The organism is Mycobacterium sp. AZCC_0083 (assembly GCF_014202335.1).
GTDB lineage: Bacteria > Actinomycetota > Actinomycetes > Mycobacteriales > Mycobacteriaceae > Mycobacterium.
In genome coordinates, this window is record NZ_JACHGP010000003.1 from 524,555 (window position 1) to 549,014 (window position 24,460).

Genomic DNA, 24,460 nt, shown 5'->3' on the forward strand with positions numbered 1-24,460 from the left:
GGGTTCCGGTCCGGATGCGGGCCCGAATCGGGCCGCCCGCGACCATCCTGAACGGAACGGCGAGCGGGAATTCGTCGTCGAGTGAACATATCCCGACTCGGCGGATGAACTGGCCAGGCCCAAAGGTCGCTTCGAGCATCGCGAAGTGATCGCCGATGCAAGCCCGGGGTCCACCCCCGAACGGGATGTACTGCCAGAGGTCTCGACTCTTCATGTTGTCCGCGCTGAACCGGTCGGGGTCGAAGGCCAACGGCCGGTCCAGAGTGTGGGATCGAGCTGCACTGCCAGCCTGCGAAGATCAGCAACGTGCCTGCGGGGACCCGGTATCCACCGACCTCGACGTCGCGGGTGGCCAGCCGGGTTCCCGTCGGCCCAGGGGGACACAGCCGCAACGCCTCTCGCAGCACCTGCACCGTGTAACCCAGGTGAGCGACGTCATCGGGTTCCAGTTCGCGGTCGGGCAGGGCGGCGACTTCGGCGGCCACCCGGTCCTGAATCTCGGGGTGACGCCCCAATTCCCACATCGCGTAGGTGAGCGTGGTCGCCGTGGTGTCGTGCCCTGCGAAGAGGAACACGATCAGCTCGTCGGCAATCTCGCTGTCGGACAGGCTATTTCCCGACTCCGGATCGGTCGCCGCGATCAGCGCCTGAACCAACGGGGCGTCCGTGGTCGGGTCGGCGCGACACCGGGCCAGGATGTCGCCTGCGAGGCGATGCAGCGCGTCGCTCCCGGCGAACGCGCGCCGCCGAGCCGGTGTCGGCAGCCAGCGGGGCGCACGCACGGGGCGCAGCGATCGATCGGCGACGTAGGTCAGCGCGGTGCGCAACGGCTCGGCGATGTCGTCGACATGATCGGTGAGGTCCAGTCCGAGGACCGAGCGGCCAAGCGCCCTCAAGGTCAGGGTTCGGCATTCGGCATCGAGGTCGACGACGTCGCCGTCCACCCAGCCCGCGGACACCTTCTCCGCGGCTTCGGCCATGTGGCCGCCGAATTGCCGCACGTGTTGTTTGGTGAAGACCGGTTGCAGCGTTCGCTTGCGCGGCAGCCACTGCTCATAGGGGAGGTTGAACAGGTTTCCGCCGAGCACCCTGCGCAGCTCGGAGAGGATCAGCGACGTCTTGTCGACGGCACCGTCCTTGACGGAGAGGATGTCGCGGATCGCCTGCGGGGACGTGGCCACGACGATCGGGGGCATCAGCCAGTTTGGGCCAAGCCGGAACCGGGTCACTGGCCCGCCTGCGTCGCGGAGCTCGTCCATCCCAGTGTGGAACGACCGCAGCGCGCGGGCCCGCTGCCGGTAGGGCAAGGGGTTCTTCGGTGGTAACGGCAGCGATGCCAGATCGGCGGATGCAGTGTCAGTCACCGGGCCCCCTTCCGGATTGGTTAGTCAATGCAAGGACTCTATGCCAGCGTGCGCAGCGGCCGCCGGATGGAGATGTGCCGTCCCCTAAACAACCCCCATCCCCTAATCGAAATCCCCTACGGGGGTCGCGATCGCGACGGGTCGGGCACCGATCCGCGTGGCGCTGAATCGCCTTAGCGTCGATTCATGATCACGAACCGACACGCCGCGGCACACACGCTGGGCATCTCCATCGGCGCCACCAACCTGGTGGCTACCTCGGGATCGCAGGCCGTCGTGCACCCCGCCGTACTTCGCACCGCACAGGGCGGCTGGCTCAGCGGCTTCGTCGACCGCATCGGCGATCCGGTGCCGCTGGTCGCCTCCGACGGCTCCACCCACCGCCCCGAAGCGCTGCTGACCGAGGCCTTGGAAGTCGTGACCAGCGCGCTGCCCAACGCCGAAATGGTGTCCGCCGTGGCGGTGACGGTGCCTGCGCACTGGCCGTCATCCGTCGTCGATGTGCTGCGGACGAGCCTGCCGCGCACCACGCGATTGGTCCCCGACACCACGGCGGCGTTGCGGGCGCTGCGGGCAAACCCCGGCCTGCCGTCGCGCGGTGTCGTCGCGGTCTGCGACTTCGGTGGCAGCGGAACCAGCATCACGCTGGTCGACGCGACCGCAAACTACGCCCGCATCGGCGACACGGTCCGGCTCGGCGACTTCTCCGGCGATCTCATCGATGGGGCGATTCTGCGCAAGGTGGTGGCCGAGCTCGGCGACGCCGCGCAGACGGACCCGTCCGGCACTGCCATGGTGGGATCGCTGACCCGGTTGCGCGAGGCGTGCAAGCTGGCCAAGCACCGGCTTTCGGCCGACACGGCGGCGGCGATCGCCGTCGACCTGCCGGGCCAGCGCACCAGCATCCGGTTGACCAGGACCGAACTCGAGCAACTCCTCGACGAGCCGCTGGACGGTTTCCTCGCCGCTCTCGACGACACGCTGGACCGCAACGGCGTCCAGCCTGCGCACGTCAGCGCGGTCGCGACCATCGGCGGTGGCGCGCGCATTCCGCTTCTCACCCAACGGCTCTCACAGCATCTGCGCACCCAGGTCGTGACCACGCCACATCCCCAGCTGACGGCGGCCGCGGGCGCGTCGCTACTGGCGACCAGCTCGCAGTCCGACGAAACGGCGACCACGCTGACGCCGACCGCACCAGCCGTGGCTGCGGCGCCGCCCACCGTGGCCGCCGCCTTGGCACCGGCCGCGCTGGCCTGGTCAGAGGATTCCGGTGACGTGACGGATGTCGTCGCGCCGCCCGCACCCGTGGAGCTCAGCCGGCCGGCCGTCGAGTTCGGCGAGCACGATTGGGACGACGTCGCCCCGCGCAGGCGCGGGCCGCTGGTCGCCTTCGGGGCGTCCGCAGCAGCGGCGATCGCCGCACTGGCGGTCTTCGGCATGACCCAGTTCGACGGTGAAACGGCTCCGGCGAGTTCGGCGAGCAGCATCGCCGTGTCCTCAGCACCGGTAGCGCCGGCCACCTCGCAGCCGGTGGTGGCGCCCGTCGCCGAGACGTCCACAGTCGTCGTGACGCCGCAGCCCCGGCTGATCCCCGTTGGGGGTCCCCGCCCCCAGCAGCCGCCGCCCCAGACCGTCACGGTCACTCCGGTCACCACCTCAGCAACGCCGACCACCACGACGCCGACGACCCCCGCAACAACGTCGAAGACCACCCCAACTACGACGTCTCCGACGAGTACCACGACCCCTTCGCCGCCGACGTCGACACCGGAGATGACGATCAAGACGATTCCGATCGATCCGGGCCCGGGGAACGGAAAGTAGTGACTTAGGTCAGCCTTCGTAGCGTGGCTCAACCCCTAGATGCAACTATGAGCAGGCATCTAGCATAAGTTACCCGTCAGTAACCACGATCAAGTTACTGGCTGGTAACTTGGAACGGGGAGGCCCGCGGTGGATACGCAGACGTTGATCAGGCTGGTCATCGGCCTACTGATGACGGCCGTCGTACTGGTCTTCGCCGCGAAGCGCGTGCTCTGGCTGACGAACCTGATCCGGTCGGGGCAGCCCACCCTTGACGAGGACGCACGCAAGGACAACATCCCCACCCGCTTCCTCACGCAGATGAAGGAGGTGTTCGGGCAAACCCGGCTGCTGCGCTGGTCGATCCCCGGCATCGCCCACTTCTTCACCATGTGGGGCTTCTTCATCCTGGCGAGCGTCTACCTCGAGGCCTACGGCGTCCTGTTCGACCCGAGGTTCGCCATTCCGTTCGTCGGCCATTGGGACGCGCTGGGCTTCCTGCAGGACTTCTTCGCGCTCGCCGTGCTGCTCGGCATCACCACGTTCGCCATCATCCGGCTGCGCTCGGAGCCCAAGGAGTACGGCCGTGACTCGCGGTTCTACGGCTCGCACACCGGTGGCGCGTGGCTGATCCTCTTCATGATCTTCAACGTCATCTGGACCTACGCGCTGTTCCGCGGCGCGGCGGTGGCGACCGGAAACTTACCGTACGGCTGGGGAGCGTTCTTCTCACACGGCATCGGCACGCTGCTGGCACCGCTCGGGCACAACGTCAACGAGATCATCGAGACGGTCGCCCTCATGCTGCACATCGGCGTGATGCTGGTGTTCCTGCTGATCGTGCTGCACTCCAAGCACCTACACATCGGTCTTGCGCCCGTCAACGTCACCTTCAAGCGGCTACCCAACGCGCTTGGCCCGCTGCTGCCGATGGAGTCGGGCGGCCAGCTGATCGACTTCGAGGATCCCGCCGAGGACGCGGTGTTCGGCCGCGGCAAGATCGAGGACTTCACCTGGAAGGGCTATCTCGACCTCACCACGTGCACGGAGTGCGGCCGTTGCCAGTCGCAGTGCCCGGCGTGGAACACCGGAAAGCCCTTGTCTCCCAAGCTCGTCATCATGGACCTGCGCGATCACCTGATGGCCAAGGCGCCCTACATCCTCGGCGAGAAGCCGCGTGCGCTCGAAGGCATGGACCTGGAGACCCCGCACGAAGAGGGCCACCACGTCCCGGAATCCGGCTTCGGCCGCGTGCCCGGCTCGGGTCCGGCACAGGACCTCCGCCCGCTCGTCGGCACCCTCGAGCAGGGCGGCGTCATCGACCCCGACGTGCTGTGGTCCTGCACGAACTGCGGCGCGTGCGTCGAACAGTGCCCGGTCGACATCGAGCACATCGACCACATCGTGGACATGCGCCGCTACCAGGTGATGGTGGAATCCGAGTTCCCCGGCGAGCTCGGCGTGCTGTTCAAGAACCTCGAGAACAAGGGCAACCCGTGGGGTCAGAACGCCAAGGACCGCACCAACTGGATCGACGAGGTCGACTTCGACGTCCCGGTCTACGGCGAGGACGTCGACAGCTTCGAGGGCTACGAGTACCTGTTCTGGGTCGGTTGCGCCGGCGCCTATGAGGACCGCGCCAAGAAGACCACCAAGGCCGTCGCCGAACTGCTGGCCACCGCAGGGGTGAAGTTCCTGGTGCTTGGCACCGGGGAGACCTGCACCGGCGACTCGGCCCGTCGTGCGGGCAACGAGTTCCTGTTCCAGCAGCTCGCCGCCCAGAACGTGGAGACCATCAACGAGCTGTTCGAGGGCGTCGAGACGGTCGACCGCAAGATCATCGCGACCTGCCCGCACTGCTTCAACACGATCGGGCGCGAGTACCCGCAGCTCGGCACCAACTACACCGTGCTGCACCACACTCAGCTCCTGAACCGGCTGATCCGCGACAAGAAATTGGTCCCCGTCACTCCGGTTTCTCAAGACGTCACCTACCACGACCCCTGCTTCCTCGGCAGGCACAACAAGGTCTACGAGCCGCCGCGTGAGCTGGTCGAAGCCTCGGGCGCCACGCTCAAGGAGATGCCGCGGCACGCCGACCGCGGCCTGTGCTGCGGCGCGGGCGGTGCGCGGATGTGGATGGAAGAGCACATCGGCAAGCGCGTCAACCACGAACGCGTCGAGGAGGCGCTGGACACCGGCGCATCGAAGATCGCCACCGGGTGCCCGTTCTGCCGCGTGATGATGACCGATGGCGTCGACGACGTCGCCGCCGCAAGGGACGTCGAGAAGACCGAGGTCCTCGACGTCGCCCAGCTGCTGCTTGCCTCGCTCGACAAGAGCGCCGTCACGCTGCCCGCCAAGGGCGCCGCCGCAGAGGCTGCGGCAGCGCGGGCGGAAGTAGCCGCCGCCAAGGCTGAGACCGCTCCCGCCGAGGCGAAGCCCTCCACGGACGACGAAGACCACGAGGCCAAACCCGCTGCAGCGGGCGACGCCGCGGCAGATGCCAAGCCGGTCACCGGCCTCGGCTTGGCGGGCGGCGCCAAGCGCCCAGGAGCCAAGAAAGCCGCAGCTCCTGCCGCCGAGACTACGTCGGCCGCGCCGGCGCCGGTGAAGGGCCTCGGCATCGCAGGTGGCGCCAAGCGTCCCGGCGCCAAGAAGGCCGTCGCTCCGGCGGCTGCCGAGACCGCGTCGGCCGCACCTGCCGAGGCGACGCCCGCGGCGCCTGCCAAGCCAGAACCCGAGGTCAAGGGCCTCGGCATCGCCTCAGGCGCACGCCGGCCCGGTGCCAAGAAGGCCGCTCCGGCCGCCGCGCCCGCTGCGGAATCCGCTCCCGCGGCACCCGCCGAGACTGCTCCTGCGGCGCCCGCCAAACCCGAACCGGAGGTCAAGGGCCTCGGAATCGCTGCGGGCGCGCGCCGTCCCGGCGCCAAGAAGGCACCCGCTGCGACGCCTGCCGCGAAACCAGCTGAGCCGGAAGCGGAACCGGAACCAATCGAAACCGCTTCTGCCAACGGCGAATCCGCTGAGCCTGCCAAGCCGGAGCCACCGGTGGTGGGCCTGGGCATCAAGCCGGGTACCCGGCGCCCCGGCAAGCGGTAACGGCGGAATTACTAATTCGCTGGACGGTAATGGGACGATGAAGCACGTGAGCACCCAACAGGTTCCGTGGCACACCGGCCACCAGCCGCGACAGCGCACGTTCACGCAGTCGACCAAGTTGCAGGACGTCCTGTACGAGATCCGCGGTCCGGTGCACGATCACGCCGCCCGGCTCGAGGCCGAGGGGCATCGCATCCTCAAGCTGAACATCGGCAATCCCGCGCCGTTCGGGTTCGAGGCGCCGGACGTCATCATGCGCGACATGATCCAGGCGCTGCCGTACGCCCAGGGGTACTCCGACTCCAAGGGCATTCCGAGCGCGCGCCGCGCAGTGTTCACTCGCTACGAATTGGTCGACGGTTTCCCACGTTTCGACATCGACGACGTCTACCTCGGCAACGGGGTGTCCGAGCTCATCACGATGACGCTGCAGGCGCTGCTCGACAACGGCGACCAAGTCCTGATCCCCGCACCCGACTACCCGCTGTGGACCGCATCGACGGCGCTCGCCGGTGGCACCCCCGTGCACTACCTGTGCGACGAGACGCAGGGCTGGATGCCGGACATCGCCGACCTCGAGTCGAAGATCACCGACCGCACCAAGGCGCTCGTCGTGATCAACCCGAACAACCCGACCGGCGCGGTGTACAGCCGCGAGGTGCTTGAGCAGATGGCCGACCTGGCCCGCAAGCACCAGCTGCTGATCCTGGCCGACGAGATCTACGACAAGATCCTGTACGACGAGGCCAAGCACATCGCCATGGCGTCGGTCGCGCCCGATCAGCTGTGCCTGACGTTCAACGGGCTGTCGAAGGCCTACCGGGTCGCCGGTTACCGGGCGGGCTGGCTGGTGATCACCGGCCCGAAGGAACACGCCACCAGCTTCATTGAGGGCATCAGCCTGCTGTCGAACATGCGGTTGTGCCCGAACGTGCCCGCGCAGCACGCCATTCAGGTGGCACTCGGCGGGCATCAGAGCATCGACGACCTGGTGCTGCCCGGCGGCAGGCTGCTGGAGCAGCGCGACGTTGCCTGGAGCAAGCTCAACGACATCCCGGGGGTGTCGTGCGTCAAGCCCGAGGGTGCGCTCTACGCGTTCCCGCGGCTCGATCCCGAGGTGCACGACATCCACGATGACGAGCAGTTGGTGCTCGATCTGCTGCTGCAGGAGAAGATCCTGGTCACCCAAGGCACCGGATTCAATTGGCCCGCACCGGATCACCTGCGCATCGTGACGCTGCCGTGGGCCCGCGACCTGGCCAACGCCATCGAACGGCTCGGCAACTTCCTGGCGTCCTACCGCCAGTAGTTCGTTCAGCCTTGCGTTTCGTCGACGAGGTCGAGCAGGCCGAGACGTACCAAGGTCGACGTCCACGCGCCCGTCACCTGGCTAATCCGGCGGTTGAAGATCGACCACCGCTCCTGGTGTCCAAAGTTGTCATGCAACAACCCGACATAGGCGATCAACGAGTCTCCGTCGTCGACGGCTGCCAGATAACAGCACGTCCGCTCGTACTGAATGAGCAGATTGTTCTCGACTGCGTAGCGCACCAGCGTTGACGTGCAATCGAATTCGTCGAAGACGGCGACCACGTGACCAAGGCCCTCGCAGAGGGCGTCGGCGAACGCGACCATGTCGGTGGCATGACCGAAGCGAATCTCGTGCGGAAGATCAGGCACCACCGACTCCCAACGTCTGTCGAATAGGCAACCAAAGAGCGGCCAGCCGCCAAGGTTCTCGTGCGGCCACGTCGAATCAACCTCGGTGGACCCAATGCCCACGTTGATGAAGTAGCCGTGTGACGGGGTGTTGCCGTTGTGCCAATTCTCTTGGAATCCGATCACGTCGTACAGAGGCCCGCGGCTCCGACGAAAGGCACTGTCGCGCTGAGTGAAACCGCGCGTCCCGAGAAACGGACGAACATCCGTTGACAGCATGAGCTCGAACGCCCGCTTCAAGGGCGACTGCTCGATTTCGCGTTCATCCACGCCGTTTTCCTCCCCACGACCCCGTTCAGAAAAGACTAAGCCGCCCGGACGCGTGCTCCGCGCGGCAATTCAGCGTCGCCCTCTACCCTGTCCGGGTGGCGCATTCACACTCGCACTCGCAGCCGTCCGGACCTGCGCCGCTTGGCCCGCTGGCCGCCAAGATCGTCGTCGGCCTGCTGATCGCCATCGGTGTCGCGGTCATCGCAGGAGCCGCGCTGCTGTGGCCCCACCAACAGAGCGTCGACATCCCGCTGCCGTTCCAGAACGCGGCGGGTGGAGCCGTCACCACCGAATCCGCCCACGTCATCTCGAGCGGGTTCGCGGACTGCGGAAGCACCTCGGTGGGCACGGTCCTCACCGCTCCGCCCGTCGCGGCGCCGCCCGGCGGCGGTCAGTGCGTGCAGTCACTGGTCACCATCGACTCGGGGCCGAACGACGGCGCCAACACCCTGCTGGAGTTCAGCCCGGGACCCGGGCAGCCCAGCCTGGCAGTCGGCGACGACATCCGGGTCAGCAGGCAGGTGGATCAGAACGGCGCCACCAGCTACGCGTTCTTCGACTTCGAGCGGACGTGGGCACTCGTCGGGTTGGCCGCCGTGTTCGCGGTGGTGATCGTGGCCGTCGCGCGGTGGCGTGGGTTGCGGGCGATGGTCGGCATCGTCGTCGCGTTCGGAGTTCTGACGGTCTTCCTGCTGCCCGCCCTTCGCGACGGCGCACCGGCGGTTCCCGTCTCTCTGGTGGCATCGGCGGCGATCCTCTATGCGGTGATCTATCTGGCGCACGGGGTGAGCCTGCGGACCAGCGCGGCACTGCTTGGCACGCTGGCCTCGCTGCTGCTTGCAGGCGTGTTGTCCTGGGGTGCAATCGAACTGGCGCATCTGACCGGGTTATCGGAGGATCAGAACAACGAGGTCGCTGCCTACCTCGGCAACGTGTCGATCACCGGGCTGCTGCTCGCCGGTTTCATCGTCGGCTCGCTGGGCGTGCTCAACGATGTCACCGTCACGCAGGCGTCGACGGCGTTCGAACTCGCCGAGCACGGGGCGTCGCGCACGGCGATCTTCCTTGGCGCGATGCGGGTGGGCCGCGACCACATCGCGAGCACCGTCTACACGCTGGTGCTGGCCTACGCGGGTAGTGCGTTGCCGCTGCTGCTGTTGTTCAGCGTGGCCAACCGCTCCCTTGGCGACGTGCTGACCAGCGAGAGCGTGGCCATCGAGATCGCACGGTCGGCGGTTGGTGGCATCGCGTTGGCGTTGTCGGTGCCGTTGACGACGGCCATTGCCGCCATTCTGGCGACGCCCGCCAACGTTCCCGGGGATGCCCGCTAGAACGGTGTGTGGCTGAGCCAGCCGTCCCAGACGGTGGCGTCGCCGAACACCTCGATGCCCGCCTCGGCGGACGTGCGCCGCCGCGTGATGGTCAGCAGCAGATCCACCGCCCTGCCGCGCACGGCCGTCTCGCCCTTGACGTGGTCGTGCGACCAGTTCACGCCGTCCTCGTCGTTGGTGATCGTCCATTCCCCCGTCGGGCCAAGGCCGTCGTCGGTGGCGTGCAGGTGCAGCGACGAACCGCGGGGCAGCGGGGACGCGTGCGGGTCGGCCTGGAGGGTGCACCGGTCGATCCACTCGGTGACGCCGTCGGCGGCCAGTTCGGGTGACAGCTCGAAGTCGGCACCGAGGGCCAGCGCCGCATCGGCGCGGTGCACGGTCGCCTCGTGCAGGCGGCGCCGGATCCACCACCCCGCGGGCCGCGAGCCGAGAAACGTCCACACCCTGGCTTCCGGACCGACCTGGTCGACCGCGGACAGCAGCAGTTGGACGCCGCCGTCGAGCCACTCGATCGCGGCGTCGGGGTCGTCGGGGGGCTTGCCGTCGGTAACCGTGCGGGGGTCCAGCTCCTCCTGGCGTCGTTCTGCGACGATCTGGGCGCTCCACCGGTTACCGCGGCCGACGTGCTTGAACAGCTGGTTGAGCGTCCAGCCCGGACAGGTAGGCACCGGTATCGCAGGATCACCGGCACGAATCTGGGCGCCGAACGCCTTGGTCTCCTCGATCAGGGCTGACCTGAAATCCACCCTACGAACGTACCTCGCTGCGCGCCTTGCCAAGTGCGATCGGCAGGGACGACCAACCGCGCAACACCCTGGTGTCGCGACGGCTCCCCGCGCCTGCCAGCGCGGCGTCGGGGTAGCGCTCGAAGAACGTGCGAAGGCCGACCTCGCCCTCGGCGCGGGCCAGTGCGGCGCCGAGGCAGAAGTGCCTGCCTCCGGAGAACGACAGGTGCTTGCCTGCGTTCTCGCGGGTGATGTCGAAGCGGTGCGGGTCGGGGAACACCTTGGGATCGCGGTTGGCCCCAGCGAGGTAGAGGATGACGAGCTCGCCGCGTTCGACGGTCCGGCCCGCCACCTCAGTGTCCTCGCGGGCGACCCTGGCGCTCAGCTGCACCGGTGATTCGAGCCGCAGGATCTCCTCGACCGCGCCTGGCCACAGATCGGGGTCGTCGAGCAGCATCGCGAGCTGGTCGGGATGCTCGAGCAGGATCCGGATGCCGCTGCCGAGCAGGTTCACCGTGGTCTCGAAGCCCGCGGCGAGCACCAGTCCGGCCGTGGCGCGCAGTTCGTCGTCGTTGAGCCGTGCGCCGCCGTCGCTCGCCGCGATGAGCTGGCTCATCAGGTCGTCACCTGGGGCGCGCCGCAGGCGGCTGATGTGGTTGGCCAGCCATTCGTTGAAGCCGTCGAGGCCAGCCTCGACGCGCAGGTACTGCTCGAACGGCAGGCCGATGTCGAGGCTAGGCGCAGCGAGCTCGCCGAACTCGAGGATGCGAGGCCGTTCGTCGTCCGGCACGCCGATGATGTCGCCGATGACGGTGACCGGCAGCTGCGAGCAGTACCGATCGACGACATCGACGGTGCCGTCACCCAAGTCGTCGATCAGCGCGGCTGCGGCCTGCTGTACGCGTTCCCGCAGTGCGGCAACGGCTCTGGTGGTGAACACCGACGACACCGTCTTGCGGTAGCGGGTGTGTTCGGGGGGTTCGACGGATAGCAGCGACGGAGGAAGCAGTGGATGCAGCCGACCCTTGACCGCGGTCTTGCCTTCGAGCCAGCCCAACGGGCCCGGCAGCGTCTTGCCTATTGCCGTCACGGCGAAGTCATCGGAACGCAGCAGCTGATGCGCGAGCGCGTGATCGGTGGTGAGCCACGCGGCACGGCCGCGGACCAGCTCGCCTTGCGCCCGCAGTTCGTCGGCGAAGCCACCGGGGTCGGCCCGCACCGTCAGATCGGCGATCAGCCGGCCTTGCATCTCGCCGCGCTTGGCGCCGTAGGACGCCAGCCCCCGGATCACCCCGTGCAGGGCCAGCCAGTGCAGACGCTGTCGAACGGTAGCCCTCATCTTTCGAGCTTAAGCACCGGACGCAGATCGTCCAACCGGTCGAACAGCTGCCACACATACGCCGACGATCCGTTCTCGCGGTGGGCGTGCAGGTCGGCCAGATCGGGGTCGTTGCAATAACCGTCGAAGGCGTCCTTGGAGTCCCACTCGACCAGGATCAGCACCTGACGGGCCGCGACGTCGCCGAGGATGGCCTCGCGGAACTTGCCGAGCGCCACCACGCGGCCGCCGTGCCTGGCGACCTCGGCCGCCGACCGCTTGGAGTAGGCCAGGTATTCGTCCCGGTCGGCGACGTCGAACAGGTTCAGGGCGTAGACAGTCATGGCCGTGACGTTACGACGCGAGCGGCTCCGCTACGGTGCGGGCCGGCTGAGCTCGTCGAACCTGGCGAGCGCGGCGTCGAGGTCCGTCTCGTCGAACACCTCGCACCGGTTGAACTGGTCGCCTTCGATCGACATGAGAACGACGTCGCGCCACTCGGCCTCGAAACCCTCGTGCGAGATCCCGCGCCCCGCTTGGGTGAAGACCGCGCCGAGGTCGGTTAGACGGTGCACCGCCTCGATGTAGAACCTGATGTCCGGCGCAACGCCAAACGTGGCGCGCATGTACGCGGTCATATCGCCGGGCGCGAACGCTGTCACTTTGCGGTGGTCGACGTTGATCCAGTCCGACGTCGTCGGGGGCATCACGTGCCGGTTGAACGCGGCGGAGGCGCGCGAAATGAGCGACCACGTGTGGGAATGCTCGACCGCTTCGCCTGCGAGGTAGCGGGCTTCGAGTTCCTCGAACGCGGCATCGATGTCATCGGGGTCGTACTGGATGCCCGACGAAATCCGGTTGTCGCTGTCGATTTCGATGATGGTCAACAACTCGAGGCCGAACGCCTCGGGCAGCTGCCCGCCCGATACACAGGTCCGCATGAGCGCGACGCGCTCTCCGCGGGTCGCGATGACGACAGATTCCAAGTTCTTGACCCCGACGTCGACCACGGCCCGCAAATTCGCGGTCTGGGCATCACGCCCGCGTAGGACTCCGCTGCTTACCACCCGCCGACGATCGTCATTGCAAATGTCGTCGGCGACCATCTCCGCCATGGCGTCCCAGTCGCGAGCCATGAGGTACCCGTTGAAGCGGTAGTACATTCGGCTCGCCGCGTTTTCCAGCCGATGCGCTGGTCGATTGCGCTCGTCGAACCGCGCGAGCGCGGCGTCGATGTCCTCCTCTTCGAACATCTCGATGCGGTTGATCAAGTCGCCTTCAACGGTCGCAAGGCAGATTTCCCGCCATTCGGCGTCGAAACCGTCGGGCGAGATCCCACGCCCCCGCTGGGTGAAGACCGCCCCGAGGTTGTTTAGTCGGTGCACTGCCTCGATGTAGAACTTGATGTCCGGCGCAACGTCAATGGTGACACGCATGTATGGAGACATGTCGCCGGGAGCGAACGCTGTCACCTTGCGGTGGTCGATGTTGACCCAGTCCGGCGTCGTCGGGGGCATCACATGTCGGTTGAACGCGGCGGAGGCGCGCGCAATGAGCGACCACGTGTGGGAATGCTCGGCTGCTTCGCCCGCAATGTATCGAGCTTCGAGTTCCTCGAACGCAGCATCGATGTCGTCGAGGTCGAACGCCACATGTGATGCGATTCGCCCATCCGCATCGATCTCGACAATGTCGAGGGCATCGACGCGGAACGACTCCGGCCGCTCGCTGCCCGCAGATCGGGTACGGCCAAGGACGAGGCGCTCGCCACGGATCGCAATCACTTCTGACGTGACGTGCTTGACTCCGACCTCGGCCATTGCGGACATTGCGGCAATCACGGAATCCCGACCATCTAGGGCACCGGAGTTCACCACCCGACGACGATCGTCCGTAGCAACGTTCTGCGCTAGTAGCCGCACGATCGCGTCCCACTCGCGGCCCATGAAATGCGCCCAAAAGCGTTCGGTAACTTGGCTTGCCGCGTTCTCGAGCGGCGGCGCCGGCCGACTGAGCTCGTCGAACCGCGCGAGCGCGGCGGCGACGTCCTCCTCTTCGAACATCTCGATGCGGTTGATCAGGTCGCCTTCAACGGTCGCAAGGCAGATTTCCCGCCATTCGGCGTCGAAACCGTCTTGCGAAGTCCCGCTGACTGCGTGGGTCCAGACCGCTCCAAGGTTGCTCAGCCGATGCACGGCCTCGGCGTAGACGCTGATGTCCGGTGCGAGATCCCACGTGGCGCCTATGTATGCGGTCAGGTCGCCGGGTGGGAACCCTCTCGCTCGACGGTGATCGATGTTCACCGAATCGGGCGTGAACCCGGGCAGTTCGCGCCTGTTGAATGCGGCAAGGCCCCGCGCGATGACCGACCACGTGTGCGCATAGGGCGCCGCTTCGCCGGCGAGGTACCGGGCATCGAGTTCGGTGAAGGCGGCGTCGATGTCGTCGAGGTCGAACGTGATGGACGCCGACATCCGTTCGTCGGCCCCGACTTCGACGATGTGGAGCATATCCATATTGAACGCGTCGGGTGGCTGGTCTCGACCTGACCAACGCGCGCGGATGAAGGTGAGGCGCGCACCTCGGGTGGCAATGACGGTCGGTGCCACGTTCGTGAACCCGACGTCGGAGCCCTCGATGACCTGCAGGTTGATGATCTCTGCATCTCGACCGTGTCGGACTCCCGCGTTCACCACCCGACGGCGATCGTCACTGGAATAGTCGTCGGCCAATATCTCCGCCATGGTGTCCCAGTCGCGCGCCGCGAATTGATCTAGAAAGCGTTCGGCCACTTGGCTCGCCGCGTTTTCCAGCCGCTGTGCCAGCCGGCTCAGTTCGTCGAATCTAACGAGCGCGGCATCGAGGTCTGTCTCATCGAACAGCTCGCAGCGGCTGAACGTTTGACGTTCGACCGTCAGAATGTGAATGTCCCGCCACTCCGCGCCGAAGCCCTCTTGCGAGCTCCCATGCGCGACATGTGTGACGACACCTCCGAGGTTGCTCAGTCGATGCACCGCCGCGATGTAGATCTTGGTGTCAGGCGAGTCGTCCCAGGCAGCGTGGATGTACGCGATCATGTCGCCGGGCGCGAAAGCTGCTCCACGACGATGGTCAACGTTTTCCCATTCCGGCGTCGTCGCGAGGAGCTCGCGCCGGTTGAACGCGCCGTAGCCCTTGGCGATCACCGACCAGGCGTGCGCGTGCGGCGCCGCTTCGCCGACGAGGTAGCGCGCGTCGAGCTCCTCGATGGCGGATTCGAGGTCGTCGGCGTCGAAAAGGATGTGCGCCGTGACCCTCTCGTCAGCGTTGATCTCGACGATGTCGAGCGTGTCGATGTGGAAAGCCGTTGGCCGCTGGTCCGTGCCGGAGTAGCGGGTGCGATTGAGAACAAGCCGCCCGCCGCGGGTCGCGATCACGTCTGGAATTGCCGTTGTCACTCCAAGGTCATGGAAGGCCCGCATATTTGTGATCTCGACATCCCGACCGCGAAGGAGGTCGGCGCTCACGACTCGACGGCGATCTTCGACGAAAACGTCGGCGTCCAGCATCTCGGCCGTCGCGCCCCAGTCCTGGGCCGCGAAGCACGCCTGGACGCGCGCCGCCACTCGGCTTGCCGCGTTTTCCAGCTTCCGCGCTCGTGAACGCAGCTCCCCAAACCGGGCGAGCGCGGCGTCCACGTCGTCGTCTTCGTACACGTCCATCCGCAGTTCGTCGGGAACAAGCGAAACGATGCGAGACCACTCCAGTTTGTTCCCATGCGAGTCGGTGCCTTCGATGACGAGGCTGGCGACTGTGCCGTGGGCGTCAAGCGCTTGTACTGCCGTCGCCCGATAGCGGGCATCGGGCACGAGGGCCCACAGCTCCTCGACCGCCCGCCCGAAGTCCCCCGACCCGAACGAGACTCGTCGATGATCGACGTATGTAAGTCCCGTGATGATCGGCCCTGGCTCATGACGGTTCGCTTCGCCGAGAGTGTCCATCGCGCTCTGCCACACGTGCGCGTACGGTGCCGCCTCGCCCGCGAGGTAGCGGGCGTCGAGCTCCTCGAAGGCGGCGTCGAAGTCATCGGGGTCGAACACGACGAGCGACGAGATTCGATCGTCGGTGTTGATCGCGATGACGCCGAGTATCTCCGTGCGGTAGACCTCCGGCCCTTGATCGCGGCCTGAGTAGCGGGCACGCATGAGGGTGAGGTGTCCCCCACGGGTCGCGATGACGTTCGTCGACACGTTCGTGATCCAGAGGTCGTCGATTGCCTGCATGTTCAGGATCTCTGCGTCTCGACCCTGCTGAACGCCCGAATTGACTACCCGACGGCGATCGTCGCTGGAATATCCGTCGGCCAGGACTTCCGCCATGGCGTCCCAGTCGCTAGCCGCGAAGAACGCCAGGAAGCGTTCGCCTGCCTTGCTTGCGGCGTTTTCCAGCCGCGGCGTCGGACGGCTGAGCTCATCGAACTTCGCGAGTACGGCGTCGATGTCTGCCTCGTCGAATAGCTCGCAGCGGCTGAGCCGGTCGTCTTCAACCGTGTAGACAGCGCTTTCGTGCCACTCGGCGTGAAATCCCTCCTGCGAGGTCCCGCTTGCCATTTGGGTAACGACTGCGCCAAAGTCGGTCAGTCGATGCACGGCCTCGACGTAGACCATGACGTCCGGCAGTTGTTCCCAGGTGGCACGGGTGTATGCGGCCAATTCACCCGGCGCGAACGATGCCGCCCGTCGGTGATCTACGTTCACCCAGTCCGACGTCAACTCTGGGAGATCGTGCCGGTTCACCGCAGCGAATGCCCCCGTGATGACCGACCAAGCCTGCGCGTGGTCCGCGGCTTCGTCGGCCACGTAGCGGGCGTCGAGCTCCTCGACCGCGGCGTCGATGTCGTCGGGATCGAAATGTGTCCTGGCGACTGTCAGCCCATCGGTGTCGACCTCAGTGATCGATAATGCGTCGACTACCAGCCGCTCGGTGTCGGATGGCTCTCGCCGCGCGTCGCGTCCCTCGAACCGTAAACGGCTCAGGCAGAGGCGTTCGCCCCGCACCGCGAGCGGCGTCGCAGTGACCTTTTCGGCGCCGAGGGCCGCGATGACACTGACATTGGCGACCTCTGCCGCGCGGTCGTTGCTCTCTCGGCTGAAACCTCGCCGACGGTCCTCGACCCGGATGTTGTCGGTGAGCAGCGCACCGATCTCATCGAAGCGCCTATCCGCGAACAGCGCGCTACACCGACCATCGGCTCGGCTTGCAGCGTTCTCGAGCGGTGCTCGCGGATGTCGCTCCTCGAGCCGGGCACAAGCGGCGTTCAGTTCGGCCATTGCGGCGTCGAGGTCTTCGACGTCGAACCACAACTGATGCGCGACTCGGCCGTCTTCGTTGAGGCCGACCAATTGGAGACTCTCATCACGCGGGGCTCCGGGGCTTACGTCTGCCGTCCGAACTTCCAATCGAATGAGAGCGACGCGCTCGCCTCGGACAGCGACGGCGGTGTTGCGATGCCGAGCGCCCAACTCGCGAATGAGTCTTATTTCGTGTACCCACTCGCTCGACGTGAAAGTGCGCGGAGGAAAGCCGACTATTTTCCGCCGGTTCTCCATCGAGATTTCAGACGCAAACTGCTGTTCGAACTCTTCCCACCCGTGGCGTTCGAGAAGGTCTTCCATCCGTCGGATCGCTCGCAGGCACGCGTTGTTCGGCTCCACCGCTGGCAGTCCGTGTGCAGCCGGGCCGGCCGGTAGTTCGACGCCGAGTATGCTGCGTGCCTTCTCCGCAAGTGCCGCAGCTCCTTTCAGGTCATACAGTTCGACCGCTCGACTGGCGGCCGCCCGTGCACCCATGGTGTCGCCGGCGGCGCCCAAAACAGTCGCGAGCGCCAGACACGCGTCGCCGTGATCGACCAAGGCGTCCGTGCGCTCAGCCAGGGCGACGCCTTCCTCGGCCACCCGGCGGGCCTCGTCGTGAGCGCCGCCGCGCGCCAGTAGCTGAGCCCGAACCGTGCGCCACGCAATCGACGCTTTCAACGCGTGGCCGGCGAGACGCTCACTCTCCGAGCATAATTCGTCGGCTTCGGCGTCTCTGTCGAGCGCCAGACAGGCTCGAGCCAGCAATGCGGCGGTCTCGGCCGTGTCAACGTCGAGTCCCATGCGACGAAAGCCGTTGTACGCCCGCCGCAAATGCGGCTCGGCGGCTGCGGGATCATCGGCGACCAACTCGACGATGCCTGCGAACTGGTCGACCTCGAGCCGAGCGTGCCGCATGCCGAGCTCGGTGAGTGTGCGTCGGGCAGAGTCGATCAGCTGCCGGCCCGCCGCGGCGCGTCCGCGAAACGCATCCAGCACGCCCTGACACCTCGTCGACGTTGCCTCCACCACAGGTGATCCAGTGGTGATGCGCAGCAGTCGCACGACGTCGAGACACCGTCCGCCCGCTCGCGGAACCGGATTGGGGCCCCACAGTGCGGCAAGTGGCGCCTGCGCCAGCACGGCGTTCACTCGGCGGTGTTCACCCGCACGTCGCGCCGCGGTCAGCGCTTGGTCCAACGCGGTTTCGCAATCGCCGATGCGCCCGAGGCGGGCCAGGCACCCGGCCCGCACGGTGTGCGCCTTGGCCTCCCCCGCGGCGTCGTCCAGTCCGGCCAGCTTTTCGGCGGCCGCGCCCACCGCGGATTCGATTTCGTCCAAGCGCTCGGGATCGGTGAGCATCGAGAGCTGGCCGTCGAAACACGTGCCCCACGCCGCGAGGCGGCCGGAATCGCCCGCGGCTTCTTGCAACTGCGAGACTGCGCCCCTTGCCGGAACCACGTCACCCGCGGCCAGCAGCGCCTCACAGCGAGCGACCAGCAGCTCGGCTTGTTGATCGCCGCGATCGGGCAGCTCGTCGTCAATCTCCTCGAGTGCGTGCCACGCCCTGTCGTAGAGGTCCGCGGCGCCTTCGTACGCCAGTCGTGCCATTGCCTGGTCCGCGGCACGCCTGCAGTACTCGACGGCCTTGGCCGCATTTCCCGCCCAAGCACATTCGAAGTAGTGGTAGGCCAATTCGGCCAGGAGCTCGTCATCCGCGCCCAGTTGTGTCTCGAGTGTCGCGGCGATCTTCTGATGCAGCCGCATACGCCGCACGGACGCCAGCTCGGCGAGCAGCGACTGTCGGACGATGGCGTGGTTGAACCGGTAACGACCGCCAGGTTCTTCGATCACGATGCCCGCCTTGGACGCTTCGTCGAACGCGTCGATGAGGTCTTCGCCAACCACACTTTCGACCAACGCCAGCGCAAAGTGGCTGCCGACGACGGCGGCCGCCGCAAGTGCCTTGTTCGTCTCCGTCGGAAGCCGAGAAAGCCTGCGGCTCACGGCTTCCCGAACTCCCTGAGGCAGGGTGCTCGGATCCCAGCGGCCACCGCTTTCATCCACGTGGCGCAGCGCCTCGATGAGGAAGAACGGATTGCCACCCGTGACCGTCGCCAGTGCCCGGGCCAGCTCTTCGTCGTCGTAGCCGGCCTCGGCGAGGTATGCACTCACGTCGACCTGGTCGAGGCCGCTGAGCTGAAGGCGCGTGGCGGAGCCGTCGCGGTTGAGGTCGGCGAGCATCGCCGCCAGAGGGTGCGAGCGATCGAGGTCGGTGCTGCGATAGGTGCCGACGACTTGCACGCGGGCGTGCTCGCCGAAGCGCAGGAGATGGCGCAGGAGAAGCAACGTCGGCTTCGCCGCCCAGTGCAGGTCGTCGAGAATCAGGACAACGGGTGCGTTGGTGGAGGCGACTCCGAGCACCGCGACGACGGCATCGAAAAGTGCATAGCGCTCGGTATCCGGGTCGGCGCGCGTCGGCGCGGCGAGGTCCGGTAGGACGTCGGTGAGTCCGGGAACCAATGAGAGGAGCGCTTCGACGCCGCGCAGCCCTCGCAGCCGACTCGCACCGAGGCTGGGAAGGAGCGCACGCAGGGCTTCCGCGAATGGCTGGTAGGGCGCACCAAGGTCCTCGTCGCAACGACCGTAGAGGACGATCGCGCCTTGGTCGTAGGCGTGTCGGGACCATTCACCGGCTAGGCGCGTCTTGCCGACGCCGGGTTCTCCCGCGATCAGCACCGCATGCGCGCCGCCGTCAAGCGCGGTGTGCCATGTGGACAGAAGTCGCTCGAGTTCGCGACCACGCCCAACGAAGGGTCCAGGCCCCGCCAGCACCGCCGGCAGGGCAGGCCGTTCGATCGGTGCGTCGGGGGTGACGGCTTGGAGCTCGTCACCGGTCTCCAAGCGGAGCTCGAACACGTGCTCCGGGCGCGGGAGGTTTTTCAGCTGCCGCATCCCGAGGTCGACCAGCACGACATCGTCGGGAAGTGTGTCGATGACGAGCTCGGCCGTCGCGCCCGAGCAGAGGATCTGGCCACCGGCCGCCAGCGATCGCAGGCGGGCGGCGCGGTTGACCGCCCGGCCGAAATAGTCGCCGTCGCGAAGCTCGACCTCGCCGGTGTGCAGCGCCACGCGGATGCGCATGGGCGCCAACAGTTCCCATGGCTCATGACGGATCGCTTCCTGCAGCTCGATGGCGCTGGCGGCCGCTGCCGACGGCCGGTCGAAGACCGAGAACGTCGCGTCACCCTCGCCGCGAGTCTTGATGAGCCGCCCGCCGCGAGACGTGACGACCTGTTCGACGATTTCGTCGTGTCTGGCCAGCGCCATCGCCATGGCGTCGGCCTGCGCCTCCCACACGGCGGTTGAGCCTTCGATGTCGGTGAGTAGGAAGGTCACCGCCCGGGTCACGGATTGAAGTTGCGGCGACACAGGCATTTCCAGCGCATCGTCCTGCGCAACGATAGCGGCCTCGAGCCGGCGAAGGTCCGGCCCGGGATCGACGCCCAGCTCGTCGGCCAGCAGTGACCGGGCACGCCGGAACGCGCCCAGGGCTTCACCTTGTCTGCCTGCGCGATAGAGGGCGAGCATCAACTGCCCCCAACGCCTCTCGCGCAATGGCGCGTCGCCCACCGCGGACTCCAACTCGCCGATGATCTCGGCAGCGCGGCCCGTCGCGAGCAGGGCGTCGGCGCGGTCCTCCACCAACGCGGCGTGGCCTTCGATCCAGCGCGTTTTCTCGGACGTGCCTCGCGAGCCCTCGGGAAGCTCGGGGACCCCACGCCAGAGCGCCAACGCCTCGTTGAATCGGGCCACCGCTTGGCTGGTGTCCCCAGCGGCGATCGCGTCGCGACCCAGCCCCGCGGCCACCCTGTAGCGAGTGGCATCGATCTCGGTCGTCGTCAGGGTCCAGCCCGTCCCCGCCGTCAACACGAAGCCGTCACCCAGGGTGCGACGCAGAGACGAGACGTGAGTCTGGAGTGCCTTGGCCGCGGTCCGCGGCGGATCATCGCCCCACAGGAGTTCCACGAGCGCGTCAGCCGACACGACCGAACCCGCATGCAGCCCGAGCATCGTGAGGAGGGCGCGCGGTTTGGCGCCGGGGATCGCGACCGGCAGGCCGTACTGCCGGACCTGAAGCGGCCCCAGAACCCCCAACTCCACCTGTTGAAGCGTAATCACCTAGCCATCGTCCGGAAGGCGATTCAACGGGTGGTCAAGGTTTGGTAAAGGGTCCGCGCTCAGGCGGGGCCATTACCAAACTACGTCGAGACGGTCGTGACCAGGTTTTCGATCCGGCGCCCCAGGGCATGGACTTGCCAGCCGGCGGTCTGCCATTTCGCGACATCCAGGCAATTGCGCCCGTCGACAACGACTTTCGCGCGCACGGTCTCGGCGAGCTGGTGGGGATCGAGGTCGACGAACTCCTGCCACTCGGTGAGCACCAGCACGGCGTCGGCGCGCTCGCAGGCGTCGATCGCCGATGTCGAGTAGTTCAGCGTGGGAAAGACCCGCTGCGAATTCTCCATGGCCTTGGGGTCGAACACGTTGACGGTGGCACCGTTGAGTTGCAGCAGGCCCGCCACGTTGAGTGCGGGTGAGTCGCGGACGTCGTCGGATTCGGGTTTGAACGCCGCACCGAGAACGGCGATGTTGGCACCGAGCAGCGAGCCGCCGCACGCCTTCATGGCCAACTCCACCATGCGGGTGCGCCTGCGCATGTTGATGCTGTCCACCTCGCGCAGGAACGTCAGTGCGTGGTTGGCTCCCAGTTCGCCCGCGCGGGCCATGAACGCGCGGATGTCCTTCGGTAGGCAGCCCCCGCCGAATCCCAGTCCGGCGTTGAGAAATCGCCTCCCGATGCGAGGGTCGTACCCGAGCGCGTCGGCGAGCAGCGTGACGTCGGCGTCGACGGCCTCGCACACCTCCGAGATCGCGTTGATGAAGGAGATCTTGGTGGCCAGGAAGGCGTTCGCCGACACCTTCACCAACTCCGCGGTCTGAAGATCGGTGACCAGGAACGGCACCTCCTCGCCGAGCAGCGGCGCGTACAGTTCGCGCACCGCTGGCTCGGCGCGCACTGAATCCCGTTGCACGCCAAGCACGATGCGGTCGGGGTGCAGGGTGTCGTGTACCGCGAAGCCCTCGCGGAGGAACTCCGGATTCCAGGCCACCTCGACGTCGACTCCCGACGGCGCGAGAGCGCGGGCCCGCTCGGCCAATTCGGCCGCGGTGCCCACCGGCACGGTCGACTTGCCGACGATCACCGCCGAGCGGCGCAACCGCGGCACCAACGTGTCGATCACCGCGTGGACGTGACGCAGGTCGGCGCCGTATTCGCCCTTCTTCTGCGGGGTTCCGACGCCGAGGAAGTGCACGTCGGCGAACTCGGCGGCCTCTTCGTAGTCCGTGGTGAAACGCAGTCGTCCGGCATCCAGGTTGTCGCGCAGGACTTTTCGCAGGCCTGGCTCGTAGAAGGGGATGTCGCCCGACGCCAACTTGGCGATCTTGCCGGGGTCGATGTCGACGCCGACGACCTCATGGCCCAGTTCAGCCATCCCGGCGGCGTGTGTCGCTCCGAGGTAGCCCGTGCCGAACACTGTGCATCGCATACTGCCTTGATAGGCCGCCCCGATGTTCTAACTGCTACGGGACACTTAGCGCCAGACCAACGGCAGGTGTCCGCTAATGGCGGCCGCCGCCCCCGCCGCCGCCTCCTGGAGCGCAGAAGATCAGGAAGCAGCCGCCTCCGCCACCCCCGCCGCTACTGCCCGGCGACCCGTCCGAGCCGTGCGACCCGCCCGAGCCGCCGCCGTAGCCACCCGAGCCGCCCGAACCGCCACCACTGCCAGGCCACGGGAACTGCGGTTGTTGAGGCTCCTGCGGTTGTTGAGGTTGCTGTGGGTAGTTCGGGTACTGGGGCGACTGGGGCCAGTCGCCGCCGTCATCGTGCGACGGTCGCTGCGGCCACTGTTGCTGCCAGGGCGGCCGCTGTTGCGGGTACTGCGGGTACTGCGGATATTGGGGGTACTGCGGGTACTGGGGGTACTGCGGCTGTTGCTGCCAGGGCGGGATGAACACCGGTACCGGTGGGACCGCTGGTGGCGGTGCGGCAGGCGGATCCGGCGGGGGCGCGGCCGGCGCAGGCGGCGGCGCCTCGGGGGCGGGTGCCGGTGCGGCCTGCGGCGGTGCGACGTACACCGTGCGCGGCGGGGCGGCCGGAGCCTCCTGCACCACGGGGATCGGGGCCTGGATGGTCTCCGCCGGCGGTGGTGGAGCCGCGGGTTGCGCCTGCTCGACGGCCGCGGGAGGCGGTGGGACGGCGCTCGGGACTATCGCGGCCTGCCCTGCGTCAGGCCGCGAATCGACCGTGGGCCGGATGTTCACGGCCAACGAGATGACCAGGCCGACGACACCGAGGACGAAGATCGCCGTCAGCGCACTGCCCACGAGCATGAACGGCTTGCGGCCCTCCTCGGCGGGCTCCGGCAGGTCGAACTCGAGGTCGTCGGCCCAGGCCAGCGGTGCGGGCGCCCCGACCGCGGCCATCTCGGTCTCGGCGTTGGCGAGGACCACGTTCTGATTACCGGCCGTCGCGCCGTCCGGGTCCAGTGAATAGGCCAGGCCCGCGGTGGTCGCGTCGTACACCGGCGCGCTGGCCGCAGCGAGTGCGGCGCCGCGCGCAAGCGCCAGGCCCGATTCCTCGGGGGCGTTGACCGGCATTGCGACGAGATCGGCGAGATGCGCCTTCACCGACGCGATGTCGACGCCCGAGCCGACCACGAACATGCCCTCCGGCGGGGAGTCCTGCGCTTCCACCGCCGCGACCATGTCAGCGAGGACCGCCATGGCGTCGGTGCTGTGCAGGCTGCGACTGAGCACCTTGACGATCGAGCCGTCGTCGCTGCGGACCACCGACAGGGTCGCGGTATCGCGGTCGATGAACAGCAGCCCGGTGCTCTCGTATCCGACCGCGCGACCCGCGGCCTGCGCCAGCGCGCCCGCCGCGTGCAGTTCGGACACCAACATGACGTCCTTGATGCCGCGGGCGGCCAAGGTGTCGCGCAGCGCCGCGGCCTCGACGCGGTCACTCCACGTGACGCCGATCGCCTTGAGGACGTGTCCGCCCTCGGCGGCACTCTCCTGGGTGCCGAGCACCGCCGCGACGACCTGATCGGCCGCCGCTGACGTTGCTGAACCCTCGGTGGACGATACGTCGAAGTCATCGTGGTCAACGATCGCGCCGTCGCCCTTTTCGCCTTCGACCAGCACCATCCGCACCGTCTTTGGTGTCAACGACACACCAAGCACGATGTCCACTCGACCCCTCCAAAGTGTTTGCTACGCTACCTATGTCGACATTCCGACCCATCAACCGCGAGTCGACGACTATGTGTTTCATCGTCGCTACCAGGGCAGTCGTTACGTCCGGCGGCGTTAGCTGATGCACCGGCCGACGACCCGCGTTTCGACCCTACTCGGCTTGGCGACGAAC

11 protein-coding genes and 3 pseudogenes are annotated in these 24,460 nt (G+C 67.2%); 4 read left to right on the forward strand and 10 right to left on the reverse strand.

Annotated features, from left to right (window positions below):
• Positions 1-10: 10 nt before the first annotated feature.
• Positions 11-1,364, reverse strand: a pseudogene (locus HNP02_RS09705) (cytochrome P450); the annotation flags it as partial.
• A 186-nt stretch (positions 1,365-1,550) separates the two neighbouring features.
• On the opposite strand from HNP02_RS09705, the gene HNP02_RS09710 reads away from it, so the two are divergent.
• The 3 genes from HNP02_RS09710 to HNP02_RS09720 all read left to right on the forward strand — a co-directional run bounded on the left by HNP02_RS09710 (position 1,551) and on the right by HNP02_RS09720 (position 7,581).
• Positions 1,551-3,191 carry an Hsp70 family protein gene (locus HNP02_RS09710; RefSeq protein ID WP_184437507.1) on the forward strand — a complete coding sequence of 547 codons (1,641 nt, stop codon included), beginning with the start codon at positions 1,551-1,553 and terminating at the stop codon, positions 3,189-3,191.
• A 129-nt stretch (positions 3,192-3,320) separates the two neighbouring features.
• Positions 3,321-6,272 carry a (Fe-S)-binding protein gene (locus tag HNP02_RS09715; protein WP_184437509.1) on the forward strand — a complete coding sequence of 984 codons (2,952 nt, stop codon included), beginning with the start codon at positions 3,321-3,323 and terminating at the stop codon, positions 6,270-6,272.
• Between the two features lie 37 nt (positions 6,273-6,309).
• Positions 6,310-7,581: a pyridoxal phosphate-dependent aminotransferase gene (locus HNP02_RS09720; protein WP_375373649.1), complete on the forward strand. Its 1,272-nt coding sequence runs from the start codon at positions 6,310-6,312 to the stop codon at positions 7,579-7,581.
• Positions 7,582-7,586: 5 nt separating this feature from the next.
• On the opposite strand, the gene HNP02_RS09725 is transcribed toward HNP02_RS09720, so the two are convergent.
• The gene (locus HNP02_RS09725; protein WP_309241487.1) at positions 7,587-8,261 is read right to left on the reverse strand and encodes a DUF4304 domain-containing protein; all 675 of its coding nucleotides are present in this window, start codon (positions 8,259-8,261) and stop codon (positions 7,587-7,589) included.
• A 95-nt stretch (positions 8,262-8,356) separates the two neighbouring features.
• Between HNP02_RS09725 and HNP02_RS09730 the strand changes: the two genes are divergently transcribed.
• Complete coding sequence (locus tag HNP02_RS09730; RefSeq protein ID WP_184437511.1) at positions 8,357-9,592, forward strand: YibE/F family protein; 1,236 nt, start codon at positions 8,357-8,359, stop codon at positions 9,590-9,592.
• Here the strand turns inward: HNP02_RS09730 and HNP02_RS09735 are convergent.
• From HNP02_RS09735 to HNP02_RS09760, 8 genes and pseudogenes are all read right to left on the reverse strand, one after another.
• Positions 9,589-10,338: a maleylpyruvate isomerase family mycothiol-dependent enzyme gene (locus HNP02_RS09735; protein ID WP_184437513.1), complete on the reverse strand. Its 750-nt coding sequence runs from the start codon at positions 10,336-10,338 to the stop codon at positions 9,589-9,591. The genes HNP02_RS09730 and HNP02_RS09735 overlap by 4 nt on opposite strands.
• 1 nt (position 10,339) lies before the next feature.
• Entirely contained in the window at positions 10,340-11,656 is a 1,317-nt protein-coding gene (locus tag HNP02_RS09740; RefSeq protein WP_184437515.1) for a cytochrome P450, read from the reverse strand.
• The gene (locus HNP02_RS09745; RefSeq protein ID WP_184437517.1) at positions 11,653-11,979 is read right to left on the reverse strand and encodes a DUF1330 domain-containing protein; all 327 of its coding nucleotides are present in this window, start codon (positions 11,977-11,979) and stop codon (positions 11,653-11,655) included. Before HNP02_RS09745 ends, HNP02_RS09740 begins: the two co-directional genes overlap by 4 nt.
• 30 nt (positions 11,980-12,009) lie before the next feature.
• A complete protein-coding gene (locus HNP02_RS09750) occupies positions 12,010-19,800 on the reverse strand; it encodes an AAA family ATPase (protein WP_375373655.1) in 7,791 nt (2,596 codons plus the stop codon).
• Positions 19,773-19,859 (reverse strand): annotated as a pseudogene (locus HNP02_RS44005) (hypothetical protein); the annotation flags it as partial. The pseudogene HNP02_RS44005 and the gene HNP02_RS09750, both read right to left, overlap by 28 nt.
• A gap of 118 nt (positions 19,860-19,977) precedes the next feature.
• A pseudogene (locus HNP02_RS44010) lies at positions 19,978-21,147 on the reverse strand (BTAD domain-containing putative transcriptional regulator); the annotation flags it as partial.
• Between the two features lie 80 nt (positions 21,148-21,227).
• Complete coding sequence (locus HNP02_RS09755) at positions 21,228-22,577, reverse strand: UDP-glucose/GDP-mannose dehydrogenase family protein (RefSeq protein WP_184437519.1); 1,350 nt, start codon at positions 22,575-22,577, stop codon at positions 21,228-21,230.
• Between the two features lie 73 nt (positions 22,578-22,650).
• On the reverse strand, positions 22,651-24,285 hold the full coding sequence (locus HNP02_RS09760) for a hypothetical protein (protein ID WP_184437521.1): 1,635 nt from the start codon (positions 24,283-24,285) through the stop codon (positions 22,651-22,653).
• Positions 24,286-24,460: the final 175 nt, after the last annotated feature.

Coding starts and splice junctions, on each gene's coding strand:
- HNP02_RS09710 (WP_184437507.1), top strand. CDS start 1,551: ATGATCACGAACCGACACGCCGCGGCACACACGCTGGGCATCTCCATC.
- HNP02_RS09720 (WP_375373649.1), top strand. CDS start 6,310: ATGAAGCACGTGAGCACCCAACAGGTTCCGTGGCACACCGGCCACCAG.
- HNP02_RS09740 (WP_184437515.1), bottom strand. CDS start 11,656: ATGAGGGCTACCGTTCGACAGCGTCTGCACTGGCTGGCCCTGCACGGG.
- HNP02_RS09745 (WP_184437517.1), bottom strand. CDS start 11,979: ATGACTGTCTACGCCCTGAACCTGTTCGACGTCGCCGACCGGGACGAA.
- HNP02_RS09755 (WP_184437519.1), bottom strand. CDS start 22,577: ATGCGATGCACAGTGTTCGGCACGGGCTACCTCGGAGCGACACACGCC.